Consider the following 26,514-nt stretch of genomic DNA (forward strand, 5'->3'; position numbering starts at 1 on the left):
ATCATTTTGTTAACTAAATATTTACTAAATGTGGAGAATGATTATGGATACTAACGAAATTTTGCAAGGCTTCAAGAAAATTTATGACAAACCAGCAGAAAGATTATTTTTTTCACCCGGAAGAATTAATTTAATCGGTGAACACACTGACTACAATGGTGGCAATGTCTTCCCTTGTGCTATCAGTTTGGGAACTTACGCTGCTTATGAAGAACGAATCGACCAAGCGGTTAAACTTTACTCTGACAACATCCCTGAAACTGGTGTTGTGACTTTCTTCCTTGATCGACTCGAATACGACAAGAAACATAACTGGGCTAACTATCCTAAGGGTATGATTTATTTATTAATGAAGGCCGGATACAATATCGATCACGGATTCAATATCTACTTCAAAGGTAATTTACCTGATGGAGCTGGTCTTTCGTCATCCGCTTCCATTGAATTATTGATGGGAAATATTTTGAACGATGTCTTCCACCTAGGTATCGACCAATTGGATCTCGTTAAAATGGGCCAAAAGAATGAAAATGAATATATCGGTGTCAACTCTGGAATCATGGATGAATTTGCTGTCGGTATGGGTAAAAAGGACCAAGCTATCCTGCTTGATACTAATACCATGGAATACCACTACGCTCCAGTTGAACTCGGCGACCACGCGATTGTCATCATGAATACTAACAAACACCGTGCTCTGGCTGATTCTAAATACAACGAACGTCGCAGCCAATGTGAACAAGCACTCGCCCTCTTACAAAAGAAATTGGATATTAAATCACTGGGTGAACTTTCAATCGATGAGTTCGACCGTAATTCTTACTTAATCAATGACGATATTTTGATTCGTCGTGCCCGTCACGCTGTCTTTGAAAATCAAAGGACGCTCAAGGCTATCAAGTACCTCAAGGAAAACAATCTGGTTGAATTTGGCAAACTCGTTAACGCCTCTCATGTTTCACTTCACTATGATTATGAAGTTACTGGTGTCGAACTCGATACGCTAGTTGAAGCAGCTTGGCAACAGCCTGGTGTCCTCGGTGCTCGTATGGTTGGCGCTGGCTTTGGTGGTTGTGCAATTGCCTTTGTTGAAAAGGACCAAATTGATAACTTCAAACAAAATGTCGGTCAGATTTATCAGGATAAAATTGGCTACGCAGCTGACTTTTACATCGCTGAAATATCTGATGGACCTAGTGAAATTAAAATCTCCGAGGTGGAAAAATAATGTCTTGTGTCGATAAATTTGTCGATCAAATTATTGCGTCCGATAACGATTATCAAGAACTCGACCGCACCTATTTGTACAATCGCATCTGTGCCCTAGTTGGCGACGATAATCATCAAACAGACGATGATGTCAAAACAGCCCTAATTGAAACTGCTATTAAGAATGAAAAAATTGACGGTAGTCAAACATCAAAAGAAATACTCAACGACCAACTGATGGACTTCGTTACGCCATTGCCTTCAAAGGTCAACGATAAATTCTGGAACCTTTATCAAAAGAGTCCTGAAAGAGCTACAAATTACTTCTATCAATTAAGTCAGACTAATGACTATATCAAAACTAAAGCTATCGCTAAAAATATTTCTTACACCGTCAAAACAAATTACGGAGATTTGGAAATTACGATCAATCTTTCTAAACCTGAAAAAGACCCTAAGGCAATCGCTGCAGCTGGTAAACAAGTCCAAAATGGCTATCCTAAATGTCAGCTTTGCATGGAAAATGAGGGTTATCTTGGTCGGTTAGGCTATCCAGCTAGAAGCAATCACCGTATCATTCGCTTTACTCTTGGCGGTCAAACTTGGGGCTTCCAATACTCCCCTTATGCATACTTCAGTGAGCACGCTATTTTTCTCAATCGCATTCACCAACCAATGATTATCAATCAGCATACTTTCAATAATTTACTCGAAATCATCCGTATCTTCCCACAATATTTTGTCGGCAGTAACGCTGATTTACCAATTGTTGGCGGTTCAATGCTCAGTCACGATCACTATCAAGGTGGCCGTCATGACTTCCCAATGATGAAAGCTCCAATCGAACGAGAAATCGAGATTCCGGTTGATAATGTCAAAGCTGGTATCGTGAAGTGGCCCCTATCAACCATTCGTTTAACAAGTAGTGATCCTGAAAAATTGGTCAAAGCCGCAACTTTGATTCATGAAAATTGGATGAATTATACCGACGAATCTGTTGATGTTAGAGCTTATACGAACGAAACTCGTCACCACACAGTCACACCGATTGCCTATCGCAAAGGTGTTGACTACGTCTTAGATATTGTTTTGCGTGACAATCAAACTTCAGCCAAATATCCCGACGGAATTTTCCATCCTCATCAAGATGTACAACATATTAAGAAAGAAAATATCGGTCTAATCGAAGTCATGGGACGCGCTATTTTGCCCGCTCGTTTAAAGGATGAATTAAAAGAAGTCGAAAGATATCTTTTGAAACAACCAAACAAGATGACCGCATATCACAAAACTTGGGCTGATAAGTTAGCAACTAAATATGAATTTACTGATGATAACGTTTCTGAAATTGTCGCTCAAGAGACTGGTTTAGTCTTTGGCAGAGTCCTCGAAGATGCTGGTGTCTTCAAGTGGAACGACCAAGGTCAAGCCGCATTTGATAAATTCATTGAAAGTCTCGAATAATGGCGACTTTACGGGATATTGCCAAAAGAGCTAACGTTTCACCAGCAACCGTTTCTCGAGTTTTAAATAACGACTTAACGCTCTCCGTCACCGACCAAACTAGAACTAATATTCTAAAAATTGCGACCGAAATGAACTATCGCAAAGCCAATCGCCGCAACACCCGTTTTCAAAAACATATCGCCCTGGTGCAATGGTATTCGGAATCTAAGGAACAAGACGATCTCTATTACATGGCCGTTCGTGAAGGTATCGAACAACAAGCTCCAACCTATGGCTTTGAAGTGAGTCGAATTTTCCACAATGATTTATCTGAAATCCCCGCCGATATTGACGGTATCATTGCCATCGGAAAGTACAGTCAAGAACAAGTCGACCAAATGATGCAAATTAGTCACAATCTAGTCTTCATCGATGACGACCAATTTCCACAAGGCTTCGATACTGTTATCACTGACTTCAAGTACAGCACCAAGCAAGTTGTGGATTACTTCGTTGACCAAAACATTAAAGACATTGGCCTTATCTACGGCGAGGAAACATCGACCGACAATCTACGGACCATTCCCGACTTGCGCTACAACAATTTCAAGGATGCCATGATCAGTCACGATATCTTTCGCCTTGACTTGTGTTTCAAAGGTGACTTTACCAAAGGTGCCGGCTATAAACAGATGAGAAAGGCTATCCAAACCTTGGATGACCTACCACACGCTTTCTTCGTCACAAATGACCCAATGGCAGCTGGCGCATTAAAAGCTTTACAAGAAGCTAACATTGCCATTCCTGACCGTGTCAGTATTTTCAGTTTCAACAACACGACATTAGCCAGTTACGTCAACCCAGAGCTCACTTCAGTCGATGTAGCAACAGTTCAAATGGGTGGAGCCGCCGTCGATTTGATGCAGGATATTTTGACCAATCCCAGACACGTTGCTAAAAGAATGGAGCTGGCAACTAAGCTAGTCTTTCGCCAAAGTACACTTTAATTGCGACCGCCCGACACCCCCTATATAATGTAGTCAAAACCATTTAAGGAGATGGACATTATGATGGGATTTGGAAATTGTCATGCCGGTTTCGGTGGTATGGGGTTTATGGGCGGTGGATTCTGGTTATACGGAATTATTATTTTACTTGCCATTATCCTAGTCGTTTATTTAATTAATAATAATCACAATAATCGTAATAAAGTTAGTGCCTTAGAAGTTTTAAATCAGGAATACGCTAAAGGCAATGTTTCTGATGATGATTATAAGAAACGTAAAGAAAATCTAAACAGTTAAGGATTCCCGCCTCCGGTTGCCAGAAAATTTCTTCAGCTATGAGGACCGGCGCGAGCCAAGGTCTCGCGCCTCGATTTGAATCCTTGCCAAAGTTCGGCAAGTATCCAAACTCGCCCTGTGGTGTAATGGCTAAAGCCATAACGCCACCTCCATAGCGGATAAAATTTCTGGCAACCTCCGGCTAGTTTAACTGGTATTTTCTTGGTTAACTTGATAATAATAATTAGAATATAAATAAAATATGAAATGAGTTATATCACTTTTGATTGGTTCAACTGTGATATAACTCATTTTTTTGTAAAAATAACAAATTACAAATATTTCATAATATAGAATTACCGGAATATAAATACACTTGAGTATTCTTAAATTCAATTGATAGAAATTAATTAGTCGGAAGGTTTGAGAAAAACAATGTTATGATAGTCTCCATTGGAGGAATTTATTATGGTTTGGTTATGGACACATTTAATTACTTGGCTTGTTATGGCCGTGATGATTTTATTGGTATTATTTACAAATTCGAATACAAAGATTTATGAAATGATTACTCGTGTCGGCTACATTGTTATAATCGCTACTGGTATTAAGTTGGGATTGCATGCTTGGTCAGTCGAACCTACGTTGTTGATTGTTAAAGTTATTATTGCTTTGATTTTCATCGGCTTGGTTGAAATTGCTTTTGCTCGTAAGGAACAAAAGACGCTCAATAAAACTTTAGTTTGGGCTGTGATTGTTTTCTGTATCGTTACTGCCTTGATTGGCTTTGCTTTAGCCGGTTGGTATCCATTCGTTAAACATTAAAAAAAGTATCTTCGAGAGTAATCAATCTATCGTGATTGCTCTGAAGATACTTTTTTTATTTCAAGAATATTCTACCTTTAGTTAACTCATATTTAGTCATCTAATACCTAACATATTTCAGATCAATAGCTACCGGATTACAGTGATGAAGACCTGCTGTGCAAGTGGAGTTAGGACTTTAGTCCTTACTCCACCGACGTATTTTGAAATTCGCGTACTTTGCGAAGTTCAAAATCGAGGCGCGAGACCTTGGCTCGCACCGGTCGCATAGCGGGCTTCATCACTGTAATCCGGTGGCGGCAATTCTCAACTTATTTTTTCCACAAGAAATTGATTAAAAGTTTATCAACCTGTTTATTTTCATGTAATTTACTGTGTTGTCCCATCTTGCCTTTAATTTTCTTCTCTTTATAAGATTTAGCACGTCCAGAAACTAGATACTTCAAGGATTTAGACGATGCATTGCTAACTCGACCATCAGAATTGGTGCCATCTTCAATATCCCCATAAATGTTCAAAACCTGTGCATTAGTTGGATAATTTTTTCGTGATTTCAACAGTTGCTTATAAGACTTATCCATCTTGTCAGGCTTGCCATTTTTAGCTAATTTCATTTTATTAGGCTTGTCGTCCATCCCTAAAATACCGTTAAAATGGCCCGCAATATCAACAACTTTATTAACTTTTGGCAGCCCTTTTTTGCCAGCATTTTCCATAATGTAATAGTTGATAGCCATGTTCCCCATCGAATGCCCGACCAAATTAACACTCTTAAACTTATACTCCTCCTGCAAAAGTTCGATCACATTCTTCGCCCATTTACCAGCCGTATAATAATCAGTCATTTTATTATTATCAAAATTCACTTCAACAAGCGGATTCTTAGCATTCTTCGGAATCGATCCAATCAACTTCGCATAACCATTCGGACTAACATTGACCCGCACAATTTTTCTAGTCACACCAGCATCCTTAATCGCTTCAGTCATCTGCGTTTCAGCGTTAAAACTACTGCCATACCCATGGAAAAATAAAGTCGGTGTCGAACTCTCAACATATTTCCCAGCATGAACAGCCTGAGTATGCCGACTGAAACCAAAGAACCCACCAATCAAAATTAAAATCGCCAGTACAGTTGAAAGAATCAATCTTTTTTTACCCATAATATTAACCTCTAAAGTTTCCACATCTGTTTTAATATAGTTTTTATTAATCAATCTATAAACGAATATACAGACTAATCATATCTTTTATAAATGGTATGGAAAATTATTAGAATGAATGTGCCATCTAAACAACAGTGAATTTAGTCTCAGGATTACAGTGATGGAGACTGCTGTGCAAGTGGAGTTAGGACTTTAGTCCTTACTCCACCGACAAATTTGAGATTTGCGGTCTATGCAAAGCTCAAATTTGAGGCGCGAGACCTTGGCTCGCACCGGTCGCATAGCGTCGGAATCACTGTAATCCTGAGACGGCCTATTCAATACACCCCTATTGTATAGATAGAAAACAAGCAATCCTAAGAAAAACCCTTACATTAGAAAAAATTAGATTAATTCCAATTTATCATTGACACTTACCAGCTCATTAATTATGATAAATCTAATAAATTTAATTTTTCTTTAATATACTTTAATATATTAGATTAGATTTAACAAAGGAGATATAAAACATGGCAAAAGCAGATGCAACAAAAATTGATTGGAACAATTTAGGTTTCAATTATATGGATTTACCTTACCGTTTCACTGCCCATTGGAAAGACGGCGAATGGCAAGATGCTGGATTAACAGAAGATAGCACCCTTCACATCAGCGAGGCTTCACCGGTATTGCACTACGGACAAGCAGCTTTTGAAGGTATGAAAGCTTATCGTACTCCGGACAACAAGATTCAATTATTCCGTCCAGATCGTAATGCTAAACGTATGAAGGACTCATGTGAACGACTATTGATGCCTGTTTTCCCAGAAGACAAATTCGTTGAAGCTGTAAAATCAGTTGTTAAAGCAAATGCTGATTTTGTGCCTCCATACGGTAATGGAGCTACACTTTACCTTCGTCCATTAATTATCGGTACTGGTGAACAAATTGGTGTCCACGCTGCTCCAGAATATATCTTTACTGTTTTTGCCATGCCAGTTGGTAACTACTTCAAGGGTGGTCTAACACCAGTTAACTTCACTACTTCTCAATACGACCGTGCCGCTCACAAAGGTACTGGTCAAAGTAAAGTCGGTGGTAACTACGCTGCCAGTCTTTACCCTGGTGCCCAAGCACACGATAATGGCTTTGCGGATTGTGTTTACCTAGATCCAATCGAACACAAGAAGATTGAGGAAGTCGGTTCAGCTAACTTCTTTGGTATCACCAAAGACAATACTTTCGTAACACCAAAATCACCTTCAATTCTTCCAAGTATTACCAAGTACTCACTACTTTGGTTGGCTAAGAATCGTTTGGGACTTGGCGCTGAAGAAGGCGACGTCTACATCGACCAACTAGACCGTTTCAAGGAAGCTGGAGCCTGTGGTACTGCTGCTGTTATCTCACCTATTGGTGGTTTGGAACACGACGGCGACTTACACGTCTTCTACAGTGAAACAGAAGTTGGACCTGTTACAAAGAAACTTTACGATACATTGACAGGTATCCAATTCGGTACAGTTGAAGCTCCTGAAGGCTGGATTCAAGTCGTAGAATAAACTTCTACTCCGATTAACCTTAATTGATGTTTCACATAAAAAATCAAAATAAAAAGATGAAATTCTTAGTCTTAATTGACTTCGATTTCATCTTTTTTTTCGTACTTTTATTCTAGGAGACAAAATTGATGGAATTGAAAAAAACAATAACAAATAGCCTATAAACTATTGGTTAAATTCCATTCAATTTCGCCTTTATACAATCCTGCAACGTTACTGGAATTCAAATCCAATAAAACACCTTGGTTGTCATTCCAATCGTCGCCAATATGAGTTGTTTCAATATCGCTTTTATCTGAACTGCTTTGAATGAGCGTCTCTTTACCTAAATCATAAGTTTTATTATCCTCTGGCGAAATGAAAATCATATTGCCATCGAGTGTCTCTTCATCAGCTTGTCCAGCGTCCTTCACCATCTTGCCGGCTTTAGCAGTTAAAGTCCATCCCGTCATAACGCTCTTAACTGACAGATTCCACTTGCCATTGCGTTGAACGATATCAGGAATTCGGCTGGCTCTGACTGTCTTGAAACTATAATCGCCACTTTCCAATGAAGCAGTTTTATCAAGTACGATCACGTTATAATTTACCGGCTTCGATGTACGCCCATATGGATCCGAGTAATAGATTGAAACTGGGTAGCCTTCTTTGGAACCATTATCCATTCCATTAGCAGCAGGGTCGATGGTAAAGTCCTGACTAACCGGTGTGGCAACTGATGTATCGCCGTCATAACTTCTAATCGTCTTGTTGCCGTTAGCGTTCACGTACCATGTCAACTTACCAGGAGTCACTTGGTAGTCCCCTGGATAGCCAATATTGGCCGTTAAATTAATCGGTTCACCTTGAACAAAATTATAATCCGTTGTATCAGCTGTTAAAGTTGGCGTAATGTCGGGTACATTGACAATGACATCTTTGGACTGAGATTTATGTCCTTGTTCATCGATAACACTGATTGTTACAGTATTCTTACCTACTTTTAGCCCCGTGTTACCTTGGTAGTCGTCAATTGAGGTAGATTCATCTTTATCATAAGCATATGGCTTCAAGCTAATCTTATAATTACCATCGTTGTCTTGGTTCTCAACTACTTTCTTTTGAGGATCTTCGCCATCATTAGTAATTGTGTACGAGATTTCCGACTGACCATTTTCAGGAACAGTTGAACTGCCATCGGAATGCAAGTACGTTCCTTTAAGTTCCACAGGTTCATTGTCATTGACCGTTAATTCAGACTTTTCCGGAGTAATGACAACAGACTTATTCGTTACCTTAATGTGATATTCCAAAACATTTGAGGCTAAAGTTTCTTTGCCATTAGCACCCTCGTAATTATCATCAATTACCTGAACTTTAATCGTGTGATCACCAACATCCAATTGACCCGATTTAGTACCCGTTTCAAGGTCTTTAATTGTAAAGTCAGCTCCAGCAGTGCTGTCTTGACTCATAATCGTTGGATTATTATCAATTGTGTAATTAATATACATGTCATTTTTATCTACAGTTTCTTCATGTTCAAAGCTGATAGTACCCGTTAAATCAAACATATTGCCTAATTGAACTTCAGTCGGATCTGCCATATCAGTCGTGATATGTAACGTATTCGAAGGTTTAACAATATCGAATGAATCTGGTTGAATATTAACCTTGTAGTTCTTACCTTCAAAAGTATTCAAAGTTGATGGTACAGTCAATTTAGTGGTTCCATCAGGCAGGCTATCAGCGGTTGCATTCAGCTCAATACGTGCTGTTTCCCAATAGGTATTGCCTTCAGTCTTATCACCAAGAGTATCAATATCACAAGTCAGAACACCCTTGTCATCTAAACTATCTTTACCAATATTAGTCTCCATTTTTTGTACATTACCTTTATCATCGGGCTTACTAATATAGTAGATTTTACCAATATTATTGTCCGCATCAGGTGTCACAGTTACGTTATCGGGAACTTTAACGGTTGCTTTCATCCCATTTGTAGCTTCTTCACCACTTAGATAATGCAACATGTAGTTTAAAGTCAAATCATCATTAGGATGGACGGTCGTGGCTGTAACCATTGATTTTGCTTGGTCATCCATTAGTTGAGGATTTTGACCAGATTCCGAAGTGACATCAGTATCATCTTTTGTCTTAATCTTCGTATTATTAGTTTTATCAACCGTATAGGCATTGGCATCAGCATTTACTAAGGATGGCATTGATTCAAAAACAATCGCATTAGTAATATCAGCATCTGGACCAGTTGAGCCTGTGAATCCATATCTCAACTTATTGCTGCCGTTTAATTGAAATTCATCCAAATTAATATCTGCTGTAGCGTCAACTAGAGGAAAGCGTGCCGTTCCATCAACGTTTTTATCTCTAAACTTATAGTGTATTTGTGCATGCTTGCCATCACCATCTGGAGTATATTCAATCGTCATATGATTCCAAGCATCCTGATAAGTATTATTGCTATTTTTACCATATGAAAAATCGATACCGGCACCATTATATCTATTATCTGATCCTAAATGATGGTACATTCCCATAATCGAGTTTCCAAATAAAAAACTACCAAAGTTTGAGCTGAGTTGCTTATAAGTACCTGCTTCCGCAGGATAATTCCATGCAATATGTGGTCTCTTTAAATAATAATTGTCTCCTGAGTAAGGCATAGTATCAAAAGAATTTTCACGACCATTTAACAAAGAATCATCAGTATCGTCTTCTTTCCAATCGTGATTTTGATTCATATTTGCATAAGTATCAAACTCCAAAGCAAAGCTCTTTTGAATGGCCTGGCTTTGAATGGTATTCTTTCCAGTTAATCCCGTCGAAGTGGTAGAATCCAGTCCCCAGACACCTAATGACTGTCCGTGATTTATTTCTCCTTTAGAATTTTTCGAAATAGCACCTAGACCATTATCATCATTTTGTAAAACAAAAGCCATTCCGTCTGGAATACCAACAGGTAAAAGAATAGTACCAAAGTACATCCACATAGTTATAGTCTGTTTTTTATCAACATTTAAATAATTCTTACCATTGCCACCAATATCGGCAGCATTACTATCACTCCAAATAGCACCAGTCTGGTTTTTACCATTAGTTAACCTCACGACATCAACACCATTGGAGTTTGTCATAACTGTAGCATTGTTATCCTTAAAGGATCCTTTAAGGAAATAATCCTGTAAAGAAATACCACCGGGTGGCACATTTAAAACATTATCATCGGTAACACTGGCTTGTACTAAATTCGATGTTTTCTGCCAGATGCCAAAAAAAGCTATCATACCGAACAACAAGAACATTAATCCCTTAATTATCTTTTTTGCTTGCATGAAGTAACCCTCCCTCACAATACAATATGTATAAACATATTCTTTATACATATAATGCCATATAGCCCCCACTTTTGTGTAGCAATTAATGTAAATATTTTTATCTAATTATAAATTTTTAAATTTAAATGTTTCAATGTACTCAGAATAGATTCATAATATTCCTAGCTGTCGATAATATTGGAATGCTTATACATATAATTGACGAATTAATTTTAAAAATAGCAAAAAAATAAGCCTGACCGGGGAAGTCAGACCTATTTTTTGTTTCGTTATATTGTTGGGAAAATTAGTTGGGGAAATATTGTTTCCACGACTTAATTAATGAGGTAGCAAGATCCCGCTGACAATGTCCTCAATACCTTGGCTATGAAGAGAACCAAAGCTCATTACCAGTTGTATCTTACAAAGACATTGTATATTGATTAGATACTCTTTTGGAATCCGAATTCGCAAAAATATTTATCAAAAAATGGAATATTTTTTAAAATAATTAATGGTATATTTTTTATTCGCTTTTTTTCTGGTTTTATATAATTTTGTCCAAGTGGACTTTGCCATGCCGTCTCCAGATTTGATAGTATTCCCCTGCTGTGCGGACCGGTCCGAGCCAAAAAGCGGTCTCGAACCTCGGTTTTGAAGACTTACCAAAATACGGTAAGTCTCCAAACTCGCCCGGTGGTGTAATGGCTAAAGCCATAACACCACTTCCACTGCGAGTAAATACTATCAAATCTTCCGACTAGTTTATCTTTTACTCAACATTAATAAACACTCAAGGTCATTCACTCACATGAATAGTTACTTATGATTTTAAAATTAATTTCCATCTATATCTAAATTAAGACAATTCATTTTATTTTCATATATATAGAAGAAACTAGACAACCATTAAAAGCTAAACACCCCAAAATACCCTAGCCGGAGAGCGCGAGTGATGGAGTCCGCTATGAAAATGGAGTTAGGACGAGTGCACTTCTCGTTCTTACTCCATGGGCGACTTTGGAGACTTGCCGCACTTGCAAGGCTTCAAAACGAGACTTGAGACCTTGGCTCAAGTCGGTCCCATAGCAGACTCCATCATCTTGCGCTTTCCGGTGGCAGCCCACCAATACAAAAAATCCTTCATATTATTATGATTCCAACCATGATAAAATATTACAGAACAAATAATAGAAAGAGGGATTTTTATATGAAAATTTATTTTGCCAACGGTTTATTTGCCCTAGCCGACAGAATGTTTAATGAAGTAGTTGTTGATAAAATCAGAAAGATGGATGGTAATATTGAAGTCTATCTTCCCCAAGAAAATGGTGATATTAACGACAAAATGAACTACGCTGACTCAATTAAAATTGCTCAAGAAGACAATAAAGAGCTCCTTTCTTCCGATTTAGTCGTCGCAATTCTTGATGGTGACACAATGGACGATGGCGTGGCCTCAGAAATTGGTGTAGCTTACGGTAAAGAAATCCCTGTAATTGGTGTTTATACTGACCTACGTCAACATGGTTTCGAGAACCCCAAAAAGCTTGAGGCTGTAAAGGGAATCGGAGAAAATCCTTTTGCATATATCAATAATTACACGATTGGTTTGATCAAAATGAATGGTATTATGGTCAACAATATTGACGACATGTTAGATGCCATTAAGAAATATACCGAAAAATAATTTGTATTTTTTGACTCATTTGTATTTCAGTTCAATTACGTAGCCTTTACAGTTAAGTTATAACTAATTTACAGTTGAGTTATAATCAACATTTCATGGTCTAGACGTTATATGATTACTTCCGTTGAGAAAATTAGATTTAAAATCGTGTTTCAAATTCGGGGGAATCTCTTTAATGAAGATCAAAAATTTCGTAGCATCATTATTAACAGTCACATCACTTGCACTTGTTGGTGTAAGCGTACAATCACAAACTGTAGATGCCGCAACAGTTTCAATGTCAGATACTAGTAGTGTTATTTATATCGCAAATGCTAACGGAGCTACACTTTACACAACTCCAGATAGCCAAGGAAATATGAGTTTCGCCGGTGCCAGACTTCAAAACAAGACTGCATGGCGTACAAACAAGATTGCTAACGTTAATGGCGTTACATACTATCAAGTTGCCAACAACGCATGGGTAGCAGCTACAGACTCTTCAAGCACTGCCCCTGCCGTTGCCTTAGACAAAGACATGTATGTTAAAGCTAACGGTGGCGTAAACCTTTATGATGCTCCTAACGGTGGCTTTAACGGCTATTCAGTTACAGGTGGAAATATGGTTCACGTTTACCAAAGCCAAACTGATGCCAATGGTACAACTTGGTACGATGTTGGTAAAAGTCGTTGGATCAAGGGAGACTATCTCTCAAATGACAACGTTAAACAAACACTAACAATGAATGCTACAGCCTATGACCCAGCCGTTTTAGGTTCAAGCATGGGTTACAGTGGTGTTGCCGCTAATCTATCAAAATTCCCTAAGGGTACACACTTAAGAATTACAGCCAGCAATGGTCAAACATTCGACCGTGTTGTTAATGATACAGGTTACTTCGCATACAGTAACCCTAACCAATTAGACATCGCTATGCCTAATTCACAAGCATTACAATTTGGCCGTCAAAATGTTACCGTTCAAGTAATTGGCTAATAAAATATAATCGAATATCAAAAAGGATTGAATCTGTGAGGGATTCAATCCTTTTTTTGTTTGCCATCTCCAGGGATGAGAAATATTCACCTGCTATGCGGACCGGTCCGAGCCAGAGAACGGTCTCGAACCTCGGTTTGAAGCCTTACCAAAATACGGTAAGTCTCCAAACTCGCCCGGTGGTGTAATGGCTAAAGCCATAACGCCACACCCATAGCGGGTGAATATTCTCATCCCTTCCGACTCATTTTATTTCATAAATAGTACTAACGTTTTGAATATGTAAATAATTAATCAGTATAGCCTTGGTCTAAATACAAATTAGAGATCGAGGTCTTTACTATGAAATACTTGAAAATTGAATACCAAAGACTATATCTAATCCACTGCCCTATTAAAAAAACAAATCTCTTTATTATTGAGATACTTTAGCCTTCGGGTTCCAGTGATGGAGACCTGCTGTGCCAGTGGAGTTAGGGATTTATCCCTTACTCCACCGACGTATTTTGAAATTCGAGCGAACTTCTCGAAGTTCAAAATCGAGGTGCGAGACCTTGGCTCGCACCGGTCGCATAGCGGTCGGAATCACTGGAACCCGAAGGCGGCATTCCAAAAAAGTACACAATAAAAAAGAGCCCCCAAACACCGGGGGCCCCTAGTTAGATATGAGTGGTAAGATGAAATTTACTGCAGTTTCATCAACGTTAAAATGAATCTAAACTTTAAATGAATCTTACTACTGAGAGACATATCTTACTATAAATATGTATTGCTTGTTCAACTAATGGATCCTAGCGCAGCATGTATTGAGTTTGCGCGACTACTTTTTAGGTCGATCTTATGTTAACTTTTGGCACTAGTTCCAAAAATGTCGTTGAACTGTACAGACTCTAACTTTCCTTTGTTTTTTACTAATCCTACCATTCTCTAAAACGATAAAACTTTCTTAATCAAACTATTTTTAGGGCTACAGTTCCTGACATTTCATCTTTACCACATCTATAATATAACATTCTCGGTAAGCGTTTACAATATTTTTGTGCTACTATTCTGCATAATCAAAATAAACGATTAAATCAGTTCATACCAAAGAGTCGGAAGAAATGAGAATATTTACCAGCTGTGGGTGTGGCGTTATTGCTTTAGCAATTACACCACCGGGCGAGTTTGGAGACTTACCGAACTTTGGTAAGGCTTCAAACCGAGGGACGAGACCTTGGCTCGGCCCGGTCCGCATAGCAGGTAAATATTCTCATTTCTGGAGATAAGGACACTAAAAAAGGACTCTACTCTTGGAGAGTCCCTAGTTAGATATAAGTGGTAAGATGAAATTTGCTGCAGTTTCATCAACGTTAAAATGAATCTAAACTTTACAATGAATCTTACTACTTAAAACATATCTTACTATATGAATTGTTCAACTAAAGGATCCTAGCGAATTACGTAATGAGCTTTGTGCGACTAACATTAATTAGGTCGATCTTATATTAACTTTTATCACTAGTTCCTAAAATGCCGTTGAACTGTACTACCTTAATTTTACTTTGCTTTCTACTAATCCTACCATCTCCTAGAAACGATAAAACTTTCTCAATCAAATTCTTTTAGGGCTACAGTTCCTGACATTCCATCCTTACCACGTCTATAATATAACATTCTATGTAAGCGATTACAACGGTTATTTATTCTTTTTATAAAGTCGTTCATTTTCTTTGATTTCACTCAAATAAAACTTGGCATCGACGCCTGCTGGATCAACGATTGTACCATCTTGATATTCAACTTCATACATTTTTTCGTAATCAGAAATACTCATCTTTTGACGATTATCAAGCATTGCTAAAATAGCGTCTTTATCGATAATTTTCTCAAAATCTGGTTGGATTTCACCACTGTAAATTTCGCCAACAGCACCTGAACCATAACTGAAGAATAGCATCTTTTCGTTAGCTTCAGCGGCGTTAACTAGGTATGATAACAGTCCGAGATAAAGTGAACCTGTGTAAAGATTACCAACTTCACGACTGAATTTAACACTGGCTTGATAATGTTCTGTTAATTCAGCGTATTTCTCATCCGACAACTTACCATCTAGTGTACGCAAGGCCTTAGTTCCCATTTTTGTATAAGGAATGTGGAATAACATAGTTGAAAAATCATCAGCCGTAACCTCATATTTAGCCTGAAATTTATTCCAAAGCGTCGTGAAAAAGTCGACATAAACCTCATTTGAGAACTTTCCACGGGCAAATGCTGTCTTTGAGAAAGTGGGACGCCAGAAGTCACCAACGTTACGTGTCATATAAACTGACTTGTGGTCGAGTTTCAAAACACGAGGGTTTTCACTGATCAGCATAGCGACTGAACCAGCACCTTGAGTAACTTCACCGGGAGTTTTGATACCATAACGAGCAATATCGCTAGCAATAACTAGGGCCTTTTTACCCGGATTGAGACTGACAAAATCATATGCTGCTTGCAAACCGGCTGTAGCGCCGAAACAAGCTTGTTTAATTTCATATGAACGGATATCTTCTGGTAAATCCAACAAGTCCATTAAGAAAGCGGCTGTAGACTTAGATTCATCGACACTGCTCTCTGTTCCAACTATCAATAGACCAATATCTTTTTTATCGTCAGTTGTTAAAATACTATCGGCTGAACTAGCGGCTAGTGTAACTGCATCCTGATAAGGTTGCGGAACAGCTTGCTTATCTTGACCAATACCAATTGTGAATTTATTAGGATCAACATCCCTAGCTTTAGCTAACTCCACAATATCAATATAATCTTTTGGTACATAAAAGCCTATTTTATCAATACCTACATCCATTATTTTTTCCTCAACTCTAATAAAATATTCTCTGCATTCTGCAATGTATAATCTTTAGTCTGATTCAGTTTATGAGCTACTTGATCGATTTCTGGGCCGACTGCACCGGCTGACACCGCGAGAGATTTACTTTGCAATCCCATGTGTCCCGCTTGAATACCAGTCGTGACCAAAGCTCGTAACGCTGACAAATTGTTAGCTAATCCGACTGCACCAACGACTGACTGCAACTGTCGGCTATTTTGAATCTTCATAATTGCTAAACTCAACTGTGCCATGGGTAAAGCCCTGATAGCTCCACCGACACTGCCCAATTCAATTGGCATTTTTAACGTTCCAACTAATTTATTATCAGCAATACGCCACTCACTAAATGGTTGGTACTGCCCAGATTCAAACGCAAAACTATGTGCAGCTGCTTCTTGAGCACGAAAATCATTTCCCGTTGCCAATAATACAGCGTCGACACCATTCATAATGCCTTTATTGTGAGTAATAGCCCGTTTAACCGACTCTTTGGCAAAGGTTGATAGTTTGACTATCCGACCAGCAACTTCCTCGCCAGACATCGTTTTAGTAGCTAATTGCTCATAATCAACTTTTGCTTCTACTGTAATAACCTGACCTACTCCACTATTGGATAAAATGCTGCACAAAACATCCCCAGAAATCATTGAGGCAATCTTATGTGCGGTCTTTTCCAAAATCGAGTTGACCATATTAGCTCCCATGGCATCAACGGTATCGATTCCTAGTTCAACCTCTTCAAAATGTTCGTAATGATTGAACTTCAAAGAAACGACCCCACCGCCACGTTTAATTAAACTTGGGTGAGCTTGCTGAGCAAATTTCAAAATTTCTGAATCATGTTGTTGCAACTCAGCAATTTCAGCTGCCGTCACATTTTCCAAAACAATTTGTCCGTAGACGATTCTGGAGGTTGGGAAAGTTTTAAAGCCACCACTTTTTTTGACACGTTTAGCTGCATTAGAAGCTGCCGCAATAACTGAAGGCTCTTCAATCACCATGGGCACTAAATAATCAGTTCCATCAATTAAAAAGTCAGTCGCAAAACCATATGGCAAACTAAAACTACCAACCTGATTTTCACTGAGACTGTCGGCTAAATCGGTTGAAATAGTCTGACGCTCACGCAATAGTTGGGCTTGAGTTTCATCAATATACCCGCCATCAAGCAGATACTTAATCCGTTGCTCATCTGTCATTTCGTAAATTTTCATAGTAATTTGATTCCCATAGCCATTGCCATACCACCACCGATACAAAGTGATGCTAAGCCATTTTGCTTGCCTTCTTGTTGCAATGAATTGATCAAAGTAGCAATCATTCGAGTTCCTGTAGCGCCAAGTGGATGCCCTAAAGCAATCGCTCCACCATAAATATTCAAACGGTCCTCAGGTAACTTGAGGTCACGACTAACCGCAACTGCTTGAGCCGCAAAGGCTTCGTTGACTTCAAATAAATCGTAGTCATCAACTGTTGTCTTATAGCGGTCAAAGTATTTGTTGATGGCGTAATATGGTGCATAACCCATATAATCGGGGTCGATTCCGATTTCTGTATAACCAGTAATTTCAGCCACATAATTGAGACCTAATTCTTTAGCACGACTTTCACGCATCAAAATTACGGCAGCAGCACCATCGTTGATTGGCGATGAATTTCCAGCAGTAACTGTTCCTTTTTTATCGAAAACAGTTCGTAATTGACCCATTTGTTCCAAAGTCGTTGTTGGACGAATCGATTGATCAGTGGTAATTTCTTCACCATTAACTTCAATCGGAATAATTTCTTTGGCTAATTTTGCTTGAGCCTTATGTGCTTTTTGATGTGAATCAAAAGCAAATTTATCTTGTTGTTCACGAGTTACGTGATATTTACGAGCTACATTTTCAGCCGTGATACCCATTGGCAAATGATTGAAAGCATCGTTCAATCCATCATTGAACAAACTATCTGACAACTTAGGACTAACTTCCATCTTGCCTGTTCTTGGTGCATAAAATGGTGCATTTGACATGCTTTCTACACCACCGGCAACAACAATTTCTGCGTTACCCATAGTGATAGCCGAGACACCTTCATAAATGGCTTTCATCCCGGAACCACAAACTTGATTGACGGTCATGGCCGTTGCGTCGACACGTCCGTCTACATTTAACTCGATTTGACGAGCTGTATTTTGACCCATACCAGTTTGATAAACATTTCCAAAAATAAATTGATCAACCATCTTAGGGTTAACTTTATTTTGGCTAAGTAGTTTTTTAACAAGTTGACTACCCAACTCAACCGCCGTCATATCAGCAAATTGTCCGCGGAATTTGCCAATAGCAGTTCTTTTTGCATCTATAATTACAATCGGATCCATAATCTTTTCCCTTCAAACTTGGTAGAATATCCTTAAGCCTTAATGATAATTTAATTAACCAATAAAAACAAATAAAAGTGATGGAAAATTCTTATGCGTACTATTGATTTAATCTTATTACTAAATGATTTCAAAAAAAATAACCGTATATTCGTCGAAACCGGCGATAAACGATTACCTGTTGTTGACCTTGAAGTTATCGATGATGAAATAATCCTCAAGACATCCACTAAAATGCATGGTTTAAAAAATTGGGAGTTCTTAATTCTGCTCAATAAAAAAGAATATTACGAAATGCCTGTTTTTTATAATGATGAATCTGGGCAGAGACAATTGTTTGGGTTTAGAGTATCGAACGATAGTTTGTTGTTGGGGTGATGATTACTGCCGCATCCGGTGACAAGTGGTTTTGCCTGCTGTGAGACCGCCCCGAGCCAAGGTCTCGGAGCTCGATTTTGAGCTTTGCATAGACCGCAAATCTCAAAATACGTCTGTGCTGTAAGAACGACTTCGTCGTCCTAACACCACTGTCACTGCTGGCAAACCACTTGTCACCGGATGCTAGGGTATTTTTTGGGAGTTTTTAATGTGCTCGAGTGTATTTTTGTAGACCCCCAAATATCGGATTAATTCATCCATATTCAATTAATCATTAAATTTGAAATAACTTTAAACATTCAATTACTGTAATACTTCTTAACCACATATAAATTCAGAGTTGATAATTAATATTATACATATCAAAAAAATATCTAGCCGGAGGGCGCAAAAAAAGTCTACCAGCTGTGAAATTGGTAATAGACTGGCAAGATTTTGCCAGTCTATTACCAAGGACGTATTTTGAAATTCGCGCACTTTGCGAAGTTCAAAATCGAGGTTCGAGACCGCACTTCGGCTCGAACCGGTCCCACAGCAGGTAGACTTTTTTTGCGCCCGGAGGCGGCATTACAAAGCATTATTTAGTATTTTTCTTACTCTTATCTTCAGCTTGAATTTGTTTAGCAAGATCAAGAATGTATGGCTTCAATTCATCCTTTACTTCTGGGTGAGTCAATCCATATTCGATGTTTGTCTTCACATAACCAAACTTGTTACCAACATCAAATCTTTGTCCCTTAAATTCGTGGGCGAAGACTCTTTGTGTCTTGTTCATGCGATCGATAGCGTCTGTTAATTGAATTTCATTACCAGCACCTGGTTTTTGAGTTGCTAGTAGGTCAAAAATTTCTGGTGTTAACAAGTAACGTCCGATAATGGCTAAGTTACTTGGAGCATCTTCAACTTTTGGCTTTTCAACGAATTTCTTAACGTTGTATAATCCAGGGGCATTTTCGCCTTCTGGGTCAATTACACCATATTTAGAAACGTCTCTTTCAGGAACCTTCATAACGGCAATTGTTGAAGCATGAGTCTTCTCATAGTCATCAATCAATTGCTTTGTCAAAGGAACCTTGTCTTTCATCAAATCATCACCAAGCATAACGATAAATGGCTCGTCACCGATAAATGATCTGGCTTGTGAGACAGCGTCTCCTAAACCATTTGGATGTGCTTGACGACTGTAGTACAAGTTAACGCCCAAGTCAGTTGTAGCTTGAACAACTTTTAATAATTCAGTCTTATTCTTTGATTCAAGGTTTTGTTCCAATTCTGGTACGGAGTCAAAGTGATCCTCGATTGAACGTTTATTCTTACCAGTAATGATCAAAATATCTTCAATACCAGAAGCTTTGGCCTCCTCAACGATAAATTGAATTGTTGGCTTATCAACGATAGGTAACATTTCCTTTGCTAAAGCTTTGGTAGCTGGCAAAAATCTTGTTCCCAATCCTGCTGCTGGTATAATTGCTTTTCTAACTTTCATTAATTATTCTCCTTTTCATGCGACTGCAAATAACTAGTTAATCTACCAGTACTTATCCTTAAATATGGACCGCCGAAGGACTCGGCAAAAGCAACATTAATAGCATTTCCAAATAAAAAGATTGTCACTGACATATTCACCCAAAGCAAAAACACAATAATCGCGCCGATAGCACCATAGTTGTCCCATGCTGACCCAAAATATTTCAAATAATATGAAAACAATTGCGACAGACCTAAGATACCGACACTGGCAATAAAGGTCCCGGTTAAAATGTAATAAAGTTTCAAATGGATATTAGGTAAAAAATAAAATAAAGCAAACATGATCAAAAACATTATAACAATTGCAAAGGGCCATTTCCATCTAGTAAATTCATCTATCCAGCGAGAATTCACTCGTAGCAAGGGAATCAACCAGTTCAAAAAAAGTTGACCAAATGTAAACGTTATAATAGCTGCCACAGCAATAACGATTAACATCAAAGTTGTAACAAATGCTAGACCACGACGAATGATATAGTTTAAAAAAGTTTTTTCAACAAATAGACTGTTTACGTCCAAACCGTATGCTTCATTCATCGTCATTTGTGCAATATTTAATCCACGAGAGATTGCCCAAAGAGACACTAGAATACCAACTGACAAGATACCTCTATTGGAACTAGATAAAACCTTAATAATTGTCGGCAACAAGTAATGGTGCAAGTCATCTGGCAAAATAAATTCAATATAGCCGATAACTGTCGGTTTATCTAAATGTAATAGTGGAATCAAATTTCCAATAACAATGACAGCTGGAAATAGTGACAACAGGATATAATACGTAATTGCTTTCGAAGCCATGGGTACATTTGAATCGCTCACTGCTTGTGTAACATACTTTACGAAGCCGATAAATTTTTCATGTTTAGATATCGACTGTTTAAATAATGGTACCTGCTGTGTATTTTCTTCCATTATTCACACCGATTATTAAAGTAGATATTTAGCATCATATTCAGGATCTTGTGATGTTAGAATTTTAGGACCATCTTTAGTAATCGCAATTGTATGTTCATATTGAGCGGAATCAGTACCATCAGCGGAAACAAAATATTCCCAACCGTCAGCTTTGACAAACTTATCTTTGATTTCCCATGTACCTAAATTAACCATTGGTTCAATTGTAATCGTCATACCTTCACGTAATCTTAAACCTTGGCCAGGTTCACCATAATGAGGCACATTTGGAGCTTCGTGCATTGTAGGCTGGATACCATGTCCAATCAAATCACGCACATCACCCATATGATTTTCATCTTCAACATAGTGTTGAATAGCGTAACCAATATCGCCTAAACGATTACCAACAACGGCTTGGTCAATTCCTAAATAAAGGGCTTTTTTAGTAACGTCCATTAATTTTTGATCTTCAGCTGAAAGTTCTCCAACCGCATAAGTCCAACATGAATCACTTTCATAGCCATCCAAGTTGACTGTCATGTCAACCTTTAAGACGTCCCCACTCTTCAAAATCAAGTTTTTACGAGGAATACCATGAGCTACTTCATCGTTAACACAAACACAAGTAGCGTATTTGTAGCCTTCGAAGCCTTTTTCTGATGGGCGACCACCGTGTGAAACGATATAGTCGTTGGCAAAATTTTCAATTTCCATTGATGAAATTCCTGGTTTGATAATGTCACGCAAACCGATATGTGTATTGGCAAGCAGTTCTCCGGACTTTCTCATTCCTTCTATTTCTCTTGCAGATTTTAATGTAATCACTTTATAACATGTCCCTTCAAAAAAAATGTTAATCTCATTATAACATTGTCGCTGTTTTTGAATTGCCTTTAAAATATGGTATTGAGGGATATTTAAGGATGCCGCCTCTTGGTTCCAGTGATTCCGAACGCTATGCGACCGGTGCGAGCCAAGGTCTCGCGCCTCGATTTTGAGCTTCGCATGGTTCGCGAATCTCAAAATACGTCGGTGGAGTAAGGACTGAAGTCCTAACTCCACTGGCACAGCTGTTCTCCATCACTGGAACCAAGAGGCTCGTTTTTTTATAGATTAGTTGGGTGCGTTCAAAAAAGTTTCATTTATAGAAGATATAAATATTTTTTGCGAAATATTTTTTGTTCAGTATTTTAAAAATCAAATATCGGTCGCAAGAAATTCTAAGTTACCGTTATTTATTAATAAATCAATCCCAACCAATTCCACAGCAGCCAACAAAAAAACTAGCCTTCGGGTGTGAGGGATGAAGCCCGCAGTGATAGTTATGTTAGGCCGGTGATTTTCCGGTCTTACATAACAGGACGTATTTTGAGACGCGGTTTTCGGCTCAAAATCGAGACTCGAGACCGCCCCTTGGCTCGAGTCGGTCCCACAGCAGGCTTCAATCCCTCACACCCGAAGGCGGCATATAAAAAATAATTTCCAACTTTTAACCTTTCGATTATTGATTTTTGCTATAATTACTCAAGATATGCATTTATGAATGAGGCGTTAATATAATATGACAAAAGTAAAAATTGTCTTTGCCAGCATTACTGGTAACGATGAAGATATCGCATACGTTTTAACAGAAAAGTTTGAAGCACTTGGTTGCGACGTTGATATGAGTGAAGTTTCTCAAACCGACGCCGCTGATTTTGAAGATGCCGACATTTGTGTGATTGCTAGTTATACTTACGATCAAGGAATCGTACCCGATGAAGCTCTAGATTTTTACGATGATATGCAAGACTTAAATCTCAGTGAAAAAGTCTACGGAGTCTGTGGCTCTGGCGATACCTTCTATGAAGATTTTTGCCGAGCTGTCGATGAATTTGCCAAAGTTTTTGACAAAGTTGGCGCAACTAAAGGTGCTGAACCCGTTAGAGTTGAACTGGACCCCGAACAGGATGACATCGATCATCTCGATAACTTTGCGGAAGAAATTTATAAAAAGGCACAAGAAATGGATCTATAAAAATGGATTTTATTAAAAAATATCGTAATTTTTGGGTGTATTGTTTCTTCGGGTTCTTGGCATCAATCATCAACATCGGAATCTTTGATCTTTCACACAATTATTTCCACATACCTTTGTGGATAGCTAACACGGTCGCTTGGTTCATTTCCAATTTCTTTTCCTTTTTCGTTACCAAGCTCTACGTGTTTAAGTCCGAAATGGAAGGTTTAAAAAAACTCTTTCATGAAGGAATCATTTTCCTAGTTTCACGAATTTTCTCACTGATATTTGATGACATCTTTATGATTGTGGCTGTTCTGATTTTTCCTTGGAACAACTTGATCATTAAGGCTATCGATCAAGTGATTGTCGGATTATTCAACTACTTCTCTTCTAAACTGATTTTCAATTACAATAATCGTCAGTTGATTGAGAGATTTAAAAATTTAAAATCAAAAAGAAGTCGAAATGAGTATTAATTCATTTCGGCTTCTTTTTTGGAATATTCCGCCTCATGGGGATAAAAATGCAGTTCTGCTATGAGGACCGGTCCGAGCCATAGTGCGGTCTCGAACCTCGATTTTGAGCTTTGCAAAGTTCGCAAATCTCAAAACTCGTCCTGTGGTGTAATGGCTAAAGCCATAACGCCACCTCCATTGCAGACTGCATTTTTGTCCCCATGAGACTGGTTTACTCTTCGCTTATTTGTTGGTTTGATACTTAAAATAACATGGTAAAAAAGACAAAACACCACTTAATGATATTTTGTCTTAAATAAAAATAGATTATATGTAAACACTCATTTAATAAATTAGTTGGAAGAGCAGAGAGTATTCACCCGCTGTGGGTGTGGCGTTAGAGCTTTAGCTCTTACACCACCGGGCGTGTTTGGAGACTTACCGTACTTTGGTAAGGCTTCAAACCGAGGATTGAGACCGAACTGTGGCTCGATCCGGTCCGCATAGCAGGTGAATACTCTCTGCTCTGGAGACGGATCCTATTCAAATTCGCTAGGACGGTCTGTTGTTTGCTTGAAATAGTAGCTCAATGAATCAAGAATTCTGTCTGATGCTTTTCCGTCACCATATGGATTCTTGGCATTTGCCATTCTATCGTATTCGGCTTTGTCTTCAATTAAACGTGTCATTTCTCTTTCGACTACTTCGGCATCTGTTCCGACTAGTTTCAAGGTTCCAGCTGTAACACCTTCTGGACGTTCAGTTGTATCACGCAATACCAATACTGGCTTGCCTAATGATGGAGCCTCTTCTTGAACACCACCGGAATCGGTCATGATGAAGTAACTTCTTGATGCTAAATTATGAAAGTCCACTACATCTAATGGTTCGATCAAATGTACACGGTCAACGTCGCCTAAAATATCTTTAGCTGTCTTTTGCACAACTGGATTCAAGTGAACTGGGTAAACTAGTTCAATATCGTCATGTTTTTCCACAACTTTCTTCATAGCACGGAAAACTTGTTTCATTGGTTCACCTTGATTTTCACGACGGTGCATTGTGATTAAAATCATCTTTTTATCTGGATCGATAACGTCCATAACGTCGTGATGATAATCTTTGTGAACGGTACTTCTCAAGGCATCAATGGCCGTATTACCAGTTACGAAAATATGGTCTTCCTTGTGATTTTCCTTCAACAAATTAGCTTTACTTTCAGTTGTTGGTGCAAAGTAAATATCCGTTAAATCGTCAGTCATTTGACGGTTCATTTCTTCTGGCCATGGTGAGTACTTATTCCAAGTTCTCAAACCAGCTTCAACGTGTCCAATCGCTGTTTGATGGTAGAAAGCTGATAATGCGGCACTAAATGTTGTCGTTGTATCGCCATGAACTAACACGATATCAGGCTTTTCTTTTTCAATAATGCTATCTAATTCTTTAAGAACCAAACCAGTGATACCACTAAGCGTTTGGCGTTCCTTCATAATATTCAAATCGTAATCTGGCTTAATATTAAAAATTTCCAAAACGGAATCAAGCATCTCACGATGTTGGGCTGTCACTACAGTAACAGTCTCAAAACGGTCACTATTTTGCTTCAATTTCAAAACTAGCGGTGCCATTTTAATTGCTTCTGGTCTCGTACCAAAAACAGTCATAACTTTAATTTTATCCAAAATTATCACCTCAATAAATTAGTTCCAGTATATCAAAGTTGGGGTTATTAATATAGGTAGTGTTTTCCCGTCTCCAGGGATAAGAAATATTTACCTGCTATGCGGACCGGCTCGAGCCACAGTGCGGTCTCGAACCTCGGTTTGAAGCCTTACCAAAGTTCGGTAAGTCTCCAAACGCGCCCGGTGGTGTAATTGCTAAAGCAATAACGCCACACCCATAGCTGGTAAATATTCTTATCCCTTCCGCCTCATTTTTCTGGTCAGTTTCATTACTTCTACCTAAAACTTTGAACACGAATTTATAAATAATACCGAATGCTATAAGTTATCGGTAGCCAACACAACTTTCAAATCAAATATATGTAATCCATAAAGTATGACATCAATCCAACATGACACTATATACATTAAGTAATATCAAATCAGCCCCAAATACATTAGCCAGAGGTTGTGAGGGATGGAGCCCGCAGTGGCAGTGGTGTTAGGCCGGCGATTTTCCGGTCTTACACCACAGGACGTATTTTGAAATTCGCGTACTTTGCGAAGTTCAAAATCGAGGGTCGAGACCGCACTTCGGCTCGAGCCGGTCCCACAGCAGGCTCCATCCCTCACAACCTCTGGCGGCACCCAACCCCAAACATTTTCTACTATTTTATGAAAACTTATGTTTATAATGAACCATTATGATAAATCTAACTCTTTTAGTTATTTTAAGCATCCTAACAACCCTCGTTGCTTTCTTCGCGGTCATGTCAATTTACAACACTGTGATTAAATCCCGGTACCAAAAAAATTGGTGGTATATTCTAATAATTTTAATAATCCTATACCTATTAGCCTTTTACATGTATTTTCATTTTAGATAAAGCGCTTACTGAAATAGTTTTGTTAA

20 protein-coding genes are annotated in these 26,514 nt (G+C 38.4%); 11 read left to right on the top strand and 9 right to left on the bottom strand.

Going from position 1 to position 26,514, the window contains the following annotated elements:
* Positions 1–43 precede the first annotated feature (43 nt).
* The 5 genes from JP39_RS08700 to JP39_RS08720 all read left to right on the top strand — a co-directional run bounded on the left by JP39_RS08700 (position 44) and on the right by JP39_RS08720 (position 4,763).
* A complete protein-coding gene (locus JP39_RS08700) occupies positions 44–1,228 on the top strand; it encodes a galactokinase (RefSeq protein ID WP_041500418.1) in 1,185 nt (394 codons plus the stop codon).
* On the top strand, positions 1,228–2,673 hold the full coding sequence (locus JP39_RS08705; RefSeq protein ID WP_041500416.1) for a UDP-glucose--hexose-1-phosphate uridylyltransferase: 1,446 nt from the start codon (positions 1,228–1,230) through the stop codon (positions 2,671–2,673). The genes JP39_RS08700 and JP39_RS08705 overlap by 1 nt, the downstream gene beginning before the upstream one ends.
* Positions 2,670–3,662 carry a LacI family DNA-binding transcriptional regulator gene (locus JP39_RS08710; RefSeq protein ID WP_169751897.1) on the top strand — a complete coding sequence of 331 codons (993 nt, stop codon included), beginning with the start codon at positions 2,670–2,672 and terminating at the stop codon, positions 3,660–3,662. The genes JP39_RS08705 and JP39_RS08710 overlap by 4 nt, the downstream gene beginning before the upstream one ends.
* Positions 3,663–3,722: 60 nt before the next feature.
* Positions 3,723–3,959 carry an SHOCT domain-containing protein gene (locus JP39_RS08715; protein WP_041500412.1) on the top strand — a complete coding sequence of 79 codons (237 nt, stop codon included), beginning with the start codon at positions 3,723–3,725 and terminating at the stop codon, positions 3,957–3,959.
* Positions 3,960–4,406: 447 nt separating this feature from the next.
* A complete protein-coding gene (locus JP39_RS08720) occupies positions 4,407–4,763 on the top strand; it encodes a DUF1516 family protein (RefSeq protein ID WP_041500411.1) in 357 nt (118 codons plus the stop codon).
* A gap of 311 nt (positions 4,764–5,074) precedes the next feature.
* On the opposite strand, the gene JP39_RS08725 is transcribed toward JP39_RS08720, so the two are convergent.
* A complete protein-coding gene (locus JP39_RS08725; RefSeq protein WP_137619716.1) occupies positions 5,075–5,926 on the bottom strand; it encodes an alpha/beta hydrolase in 852 nt (283 codons plus the stop codon).
* A gap of 512 nt (positions 5,927–6,438) precedes the next feature.
* On the opposite strand from JP39_RS08725, the gene JP39_RS08730 reads away from it, so the two are divergent.
* Positions 6,439–7,470, top strand: coding sequence for a branched-chain amino acid aminotransferase (locus JP39_RS08730; RefSeq protein WP_041500409.1), 1,032 nt, complete (start codon positions 6,439–6,441; stop codon positions 7,468–7,470).
* 158 nt (positions 7,471–7,628) lie between these two features.
* On the opposite strand, the gene JP39_RS08735 is transcribed toward JP39_RS08730, so the two are convergent.
* Complete coding sequence (locus JP39_RS08735; protein WP_041500408.1) at positions 7,629–10,802, bottom strand: L-type lectin family protein; 3,174 nt, start codon at positions 10,800–10,802, stop codon at positions 7,629–7,631.
* Between the two features lie 1,192 nt (positions 10,803–11,994).
* Here JP39_RS08735 and JP39_RS08740 point away from each other — a divergent pair.
* Together JP39_RS08740 and JP39_RS08745 are read left to right on the top strand one after the other, a co-directional pair.
* Positions 11,995–12,474 (top strand): nucleoside 2-deoxyribosyltransferase, encoded by a 480-nt coding sequence (locus JP39_RS08740; RefSeq protein WP_041500407.1) that lies wholly within the window; start codon positions 11,995–11,997, stop codon positions 12,472–12,474.
* A 175-nt stretch (positions 12,475–12,649) separates the two neighbouring features.
* Entirely contained in the window at positions 12,650–13,450 is an 801-nt protein-coding gene (locus tag JP39_RS08745; protein WP_041500405.1) for an SLAP domain-containing protein, read from the top strand.
* A gap of 1,678 nt (positions 13,451–15,128) precedes the next feature.
* On the opposite strand, the gene JP39_RS08750 is transcribed toward JP39_RS08745, so the two are convergent.
* The 3 genes from JP39_RS08750 to JP39_RS08760 are packed head-to-tail and all read right to left on the bottom strand — an operon-like array spanning position 15,129 to position 18,675.
* On the bottom strand, positions 15,129–16,283 hold the full coding sequence (locus JP39_RS08750; protein WP_041500403.1) for a hydroxymethylglutaryl-CoA synthase: 1,155 nt from the start codon (positions 16,281–16,283) through the stop codon (positions 15,129–15,131).
* The gene (locus JP39_RS08755) at positions 16,283–17,524 is read right to left on the bottom strand and encodes a hydroxymethylglutaryl-CoA reductase, degradative (RefSeq protein WP_041500401.1); all 1,242 of its coding nucleotides are present in this window, start codon (positions 17,522–17,524) and stop codon (positions 16,283–16,285) included. The genes JP39_RS08750 and JP39_RS08755 overlap by 1 nt, the downstream gene beginning before the upstream one ends.
* On the bottom strand, positions 17,521–18,675 hold the full coding sequence (locus tag JP39_RS08760) for a thiolase family protein (protein ID WP_041500400.1): 1,155 nt from the start codon (positions 18,673–18,675) through the stop codon (positions 17,521–17,523). Before JP39_RS08760 ends, JP39_RS08755 begins: the two co-directional genes overlap by 4 nt.
* 93 nt (positions 18,676–18,768) lie before the next feature.
* Here JP39_RS08760 and JP39_RS08765 point away from each other — a divergent pair, with 93 nt between their 5' ends.
* The gene (locus JP39_RS08765; RefSeq protein ID WP_041500398.1) at positions 18,769–19,053 is read left to right on the top strand and encodes a hypothetical protein; all 285 of its coding nucleotides are present in this window, start codon (positions 18,769–18,771) and stop codon (positions 19,051–19,053) included.
* Positions 19,054–19,630: 577 nt separating this feature from the next.
* Here JP39_RS08765 and galU read toward each other — a convergent pair.
* From galU to map, 3 genes are read right to left on the bottom strand one after another with little or no spacing between them, the layout of a single operon-like run.
* Positions 19,631–20,539, bottom strand: coding sequence for a UTP--glucose-1-phosphate uridylyltransferase GalU (gene galU, locus JP39_RS08770; RefSeq protein WP_041500397.1), 909 nt, complete (start codon positions 20,537–20,539; stop codon positions 19,631–19,633).
* Complete coding sequence (locus tag JP39_RS08775) at positions 20,539–21,498, bottom strand: YihY/virulence factor BrkB family protein (RefSeq protein ID WP_041500394.1); 960 nt, start codon at positions 21,496–21,498, stop codon at positions 20,539–20,541. Before JP39_RS08775 ends, galU begins: the two co-directional genes overlap by 1 nt.
* 15 nt (positions 21,499–21,513) lie before the next feature.
* Positions 21,514–22,308 carry a type I methionyl aminopeptidase gene (gene map, locus JP39_RS08780; RefSeq protein WP_041500392.1) on the bottom strand — a complete coding sequence of 265 codons (795 nt, stop codon included), beginning with the start codon at positions 22,306–22,308 and terminating at the stop codon, positions 21,514–21,516.
* A gap of 736 nt (positions 22,309–23,044) precedes the next feature.
* Between map and JP39_RS08785 the strand changes: the two genes are divergently transcribed.
* Both JP39_RS08785 and JP39_RS08790 read left to right on the top strand, forming a co-directional pair.
* Positions 23,045–23,500: a flavodoxin gene (locus JP39_RS08785; protein WP_041500390.1), complete on the top strand. Its 456-nt coding sequence runs from the start codon at positions 23,045–23,047 to the stop codon at positions 23,498–23,500.
* Between the two features lie 2 nt (positions 23,501–23,502).
* Complete coding sequence (locus tag JP39_RS08790) at positions 23,503–23,961, top strand: GtrA family protein (protein WP_041500389.1); 459 nt, start codon at positions 23,503–23,505, stop codon at positions 23,959–23,961.
* Positions 23,962–24,479: 518 nt separating this feature from the next.
* On the opposite strand, the gene wecB is transcribed toward JP39_RS08790, so the two are convergent.
* A complete protein-coding gene (gene wecB / locus JP39_RS08795) occupies positions 24,480–25,622 on the bottom strand; it encodes a non-hydrolyzing UDP-N-acetylglucosamine 2-epimerase (protein ID WP_041500388.1) in 1,143 nt (380 codons plus the stop codon).
* Positions 25,623–26,514: the final 892 nt, after the last annotated feature.

It is taken from the genome of Companilactobacillus heilongjiangensis (genome assembly GCF_000831645.3).
Taxonomy (GTDB): Bacteria; Bacillota; Bacilli; order Lactobacillales; family Lactobacillaceae; genus Companilactobacillus; species Companilactobacillus heilongjiangensis.

What these genes read in the sequence shown, in the direction of transcription:
- JP39_RS08700 (WP_041500418.1), top strand. Translation starts at nt 44, where the DNA reads ATGGATACTAACGAAATTTTGCAAGGCTTCAAGAAAATTTATGACAAA.
- JP39_RS08705 (WP_041500416.1), top strand. Translation starts at nt 1,228, where the DNA reads ATGTCTTGTGTCGATAAATTTGTCGATCAAATTATTGCGTCCGATAAC.
- JP39_RS08715 (WP_041500412.1), top strand. Translation starts at nt 3,723, where the DNA reads ATGATGGGATTTGGAAATTGTCATGCCGGTTTCGGTGGTATGGGGTTT.
- JP39_RS08720 (WP_041500411.1), top strand. Translation starts at nt 4,407, where the DNA reads ATGGTTTGGTTATGGACACATTTAATTACTTGGCTTGTTATGGCCGTG.
- JP39_RS08725 (WP_137619716.1), bottom strand. Translation starts at nt 5,926, where the DNA reads ATGGGTAAAAAAAGATTGATTCTTTCAACTGTACTGGCGATTTTAATT.
- JP39_RS08730 (WP_041500409.1), top strand. Translation starts at nt 6,439, where the DNA reads ATGGCAAAAGCAGATGCAACAAAAATTGATTGGAACAATTTAGGTTTC.
- JP39_RS08735 (WP_041500408.1), bottom strand. Translation starts at nt 10,802, where the DNA reads ATGCAAGCAAAAAAGATAATTAAGGGATTAATGTTCTTGTTGTTCGGT.
- JP39_RS08740 (WP_041500407.1), top strand. Translation starts at nt 11,995, where the DNA reads ATGAAAATTTATTTTGCCAACGGTTTATTTGCCCTAGCCGACAGAATG.
- JP39_RS08745 (WP_041500405.1), top strand. Translation starts at nt 12,650, where the DNA reads ATGAAGATCAAAAATTTCGTAGCATCATTATTAACAGTCACATCACTT.
- JP39_RS08750 (WP_041500403.1), bottom strand. Translation starts at nt 16,283, where the DNA reads ATGGATGTAGGTATTGATAAAATAGGCTTTTATGTACCAAAAGATTAT.
- JP39_RS08755 (WP_041500401.1), bottom strand. Translation starts at nt 17,524, where the DNA reads ATGAAAATTTACGAAATGACAGATGAGCAACGGATTAAGTATCTGCTT.
- JP39_RS08760 (WP_041500400.1), bottom strand. Translation starts at nt 18,675, where the DNA reads ATGGATCCGATTGTAATTATAGATGCAAAAAGAACTGCTATTGGCAAA.
- JP39_RS08765 (WP_041500398.1), top strand. Translation starts at nt 18,769, where the DNA reads ATGCGTACTATTGATTTAATCTTATTACTAAATGATTTCAAAAAAAAT.
- galU (WP_041500397.1), bottom strand. Translation starts at nt 20,539, where the DNA reads ATGAAAGTTAGAAAAGCAATTATACCAGCAGCAGGATTGGGAACAAGA.
- JP39_RS08775 (WP_041500394.1), bottom strand. Translation starts at nt 21,498, where the DNA reads ATGGAAGAAAATACACAGCAGGTACCATTATTTAAACAGTCGATATCT.
- JP39_RS08785 (WP_041500390.1), top strand. Translation starts at nt 23,045, where the DNA reads ATGACAAAAGTAAAAATTGTCTTTGCCAGCATTACTGGTAACGATGAA.
- JP39_RS08790 (WP_041500389.1), top strand. Translation starts at nt 23,503, where the DNA reads ATGGATTTTATTAAAAAATATCGTAATTTTTGGGTGTATTGTTTCTTC.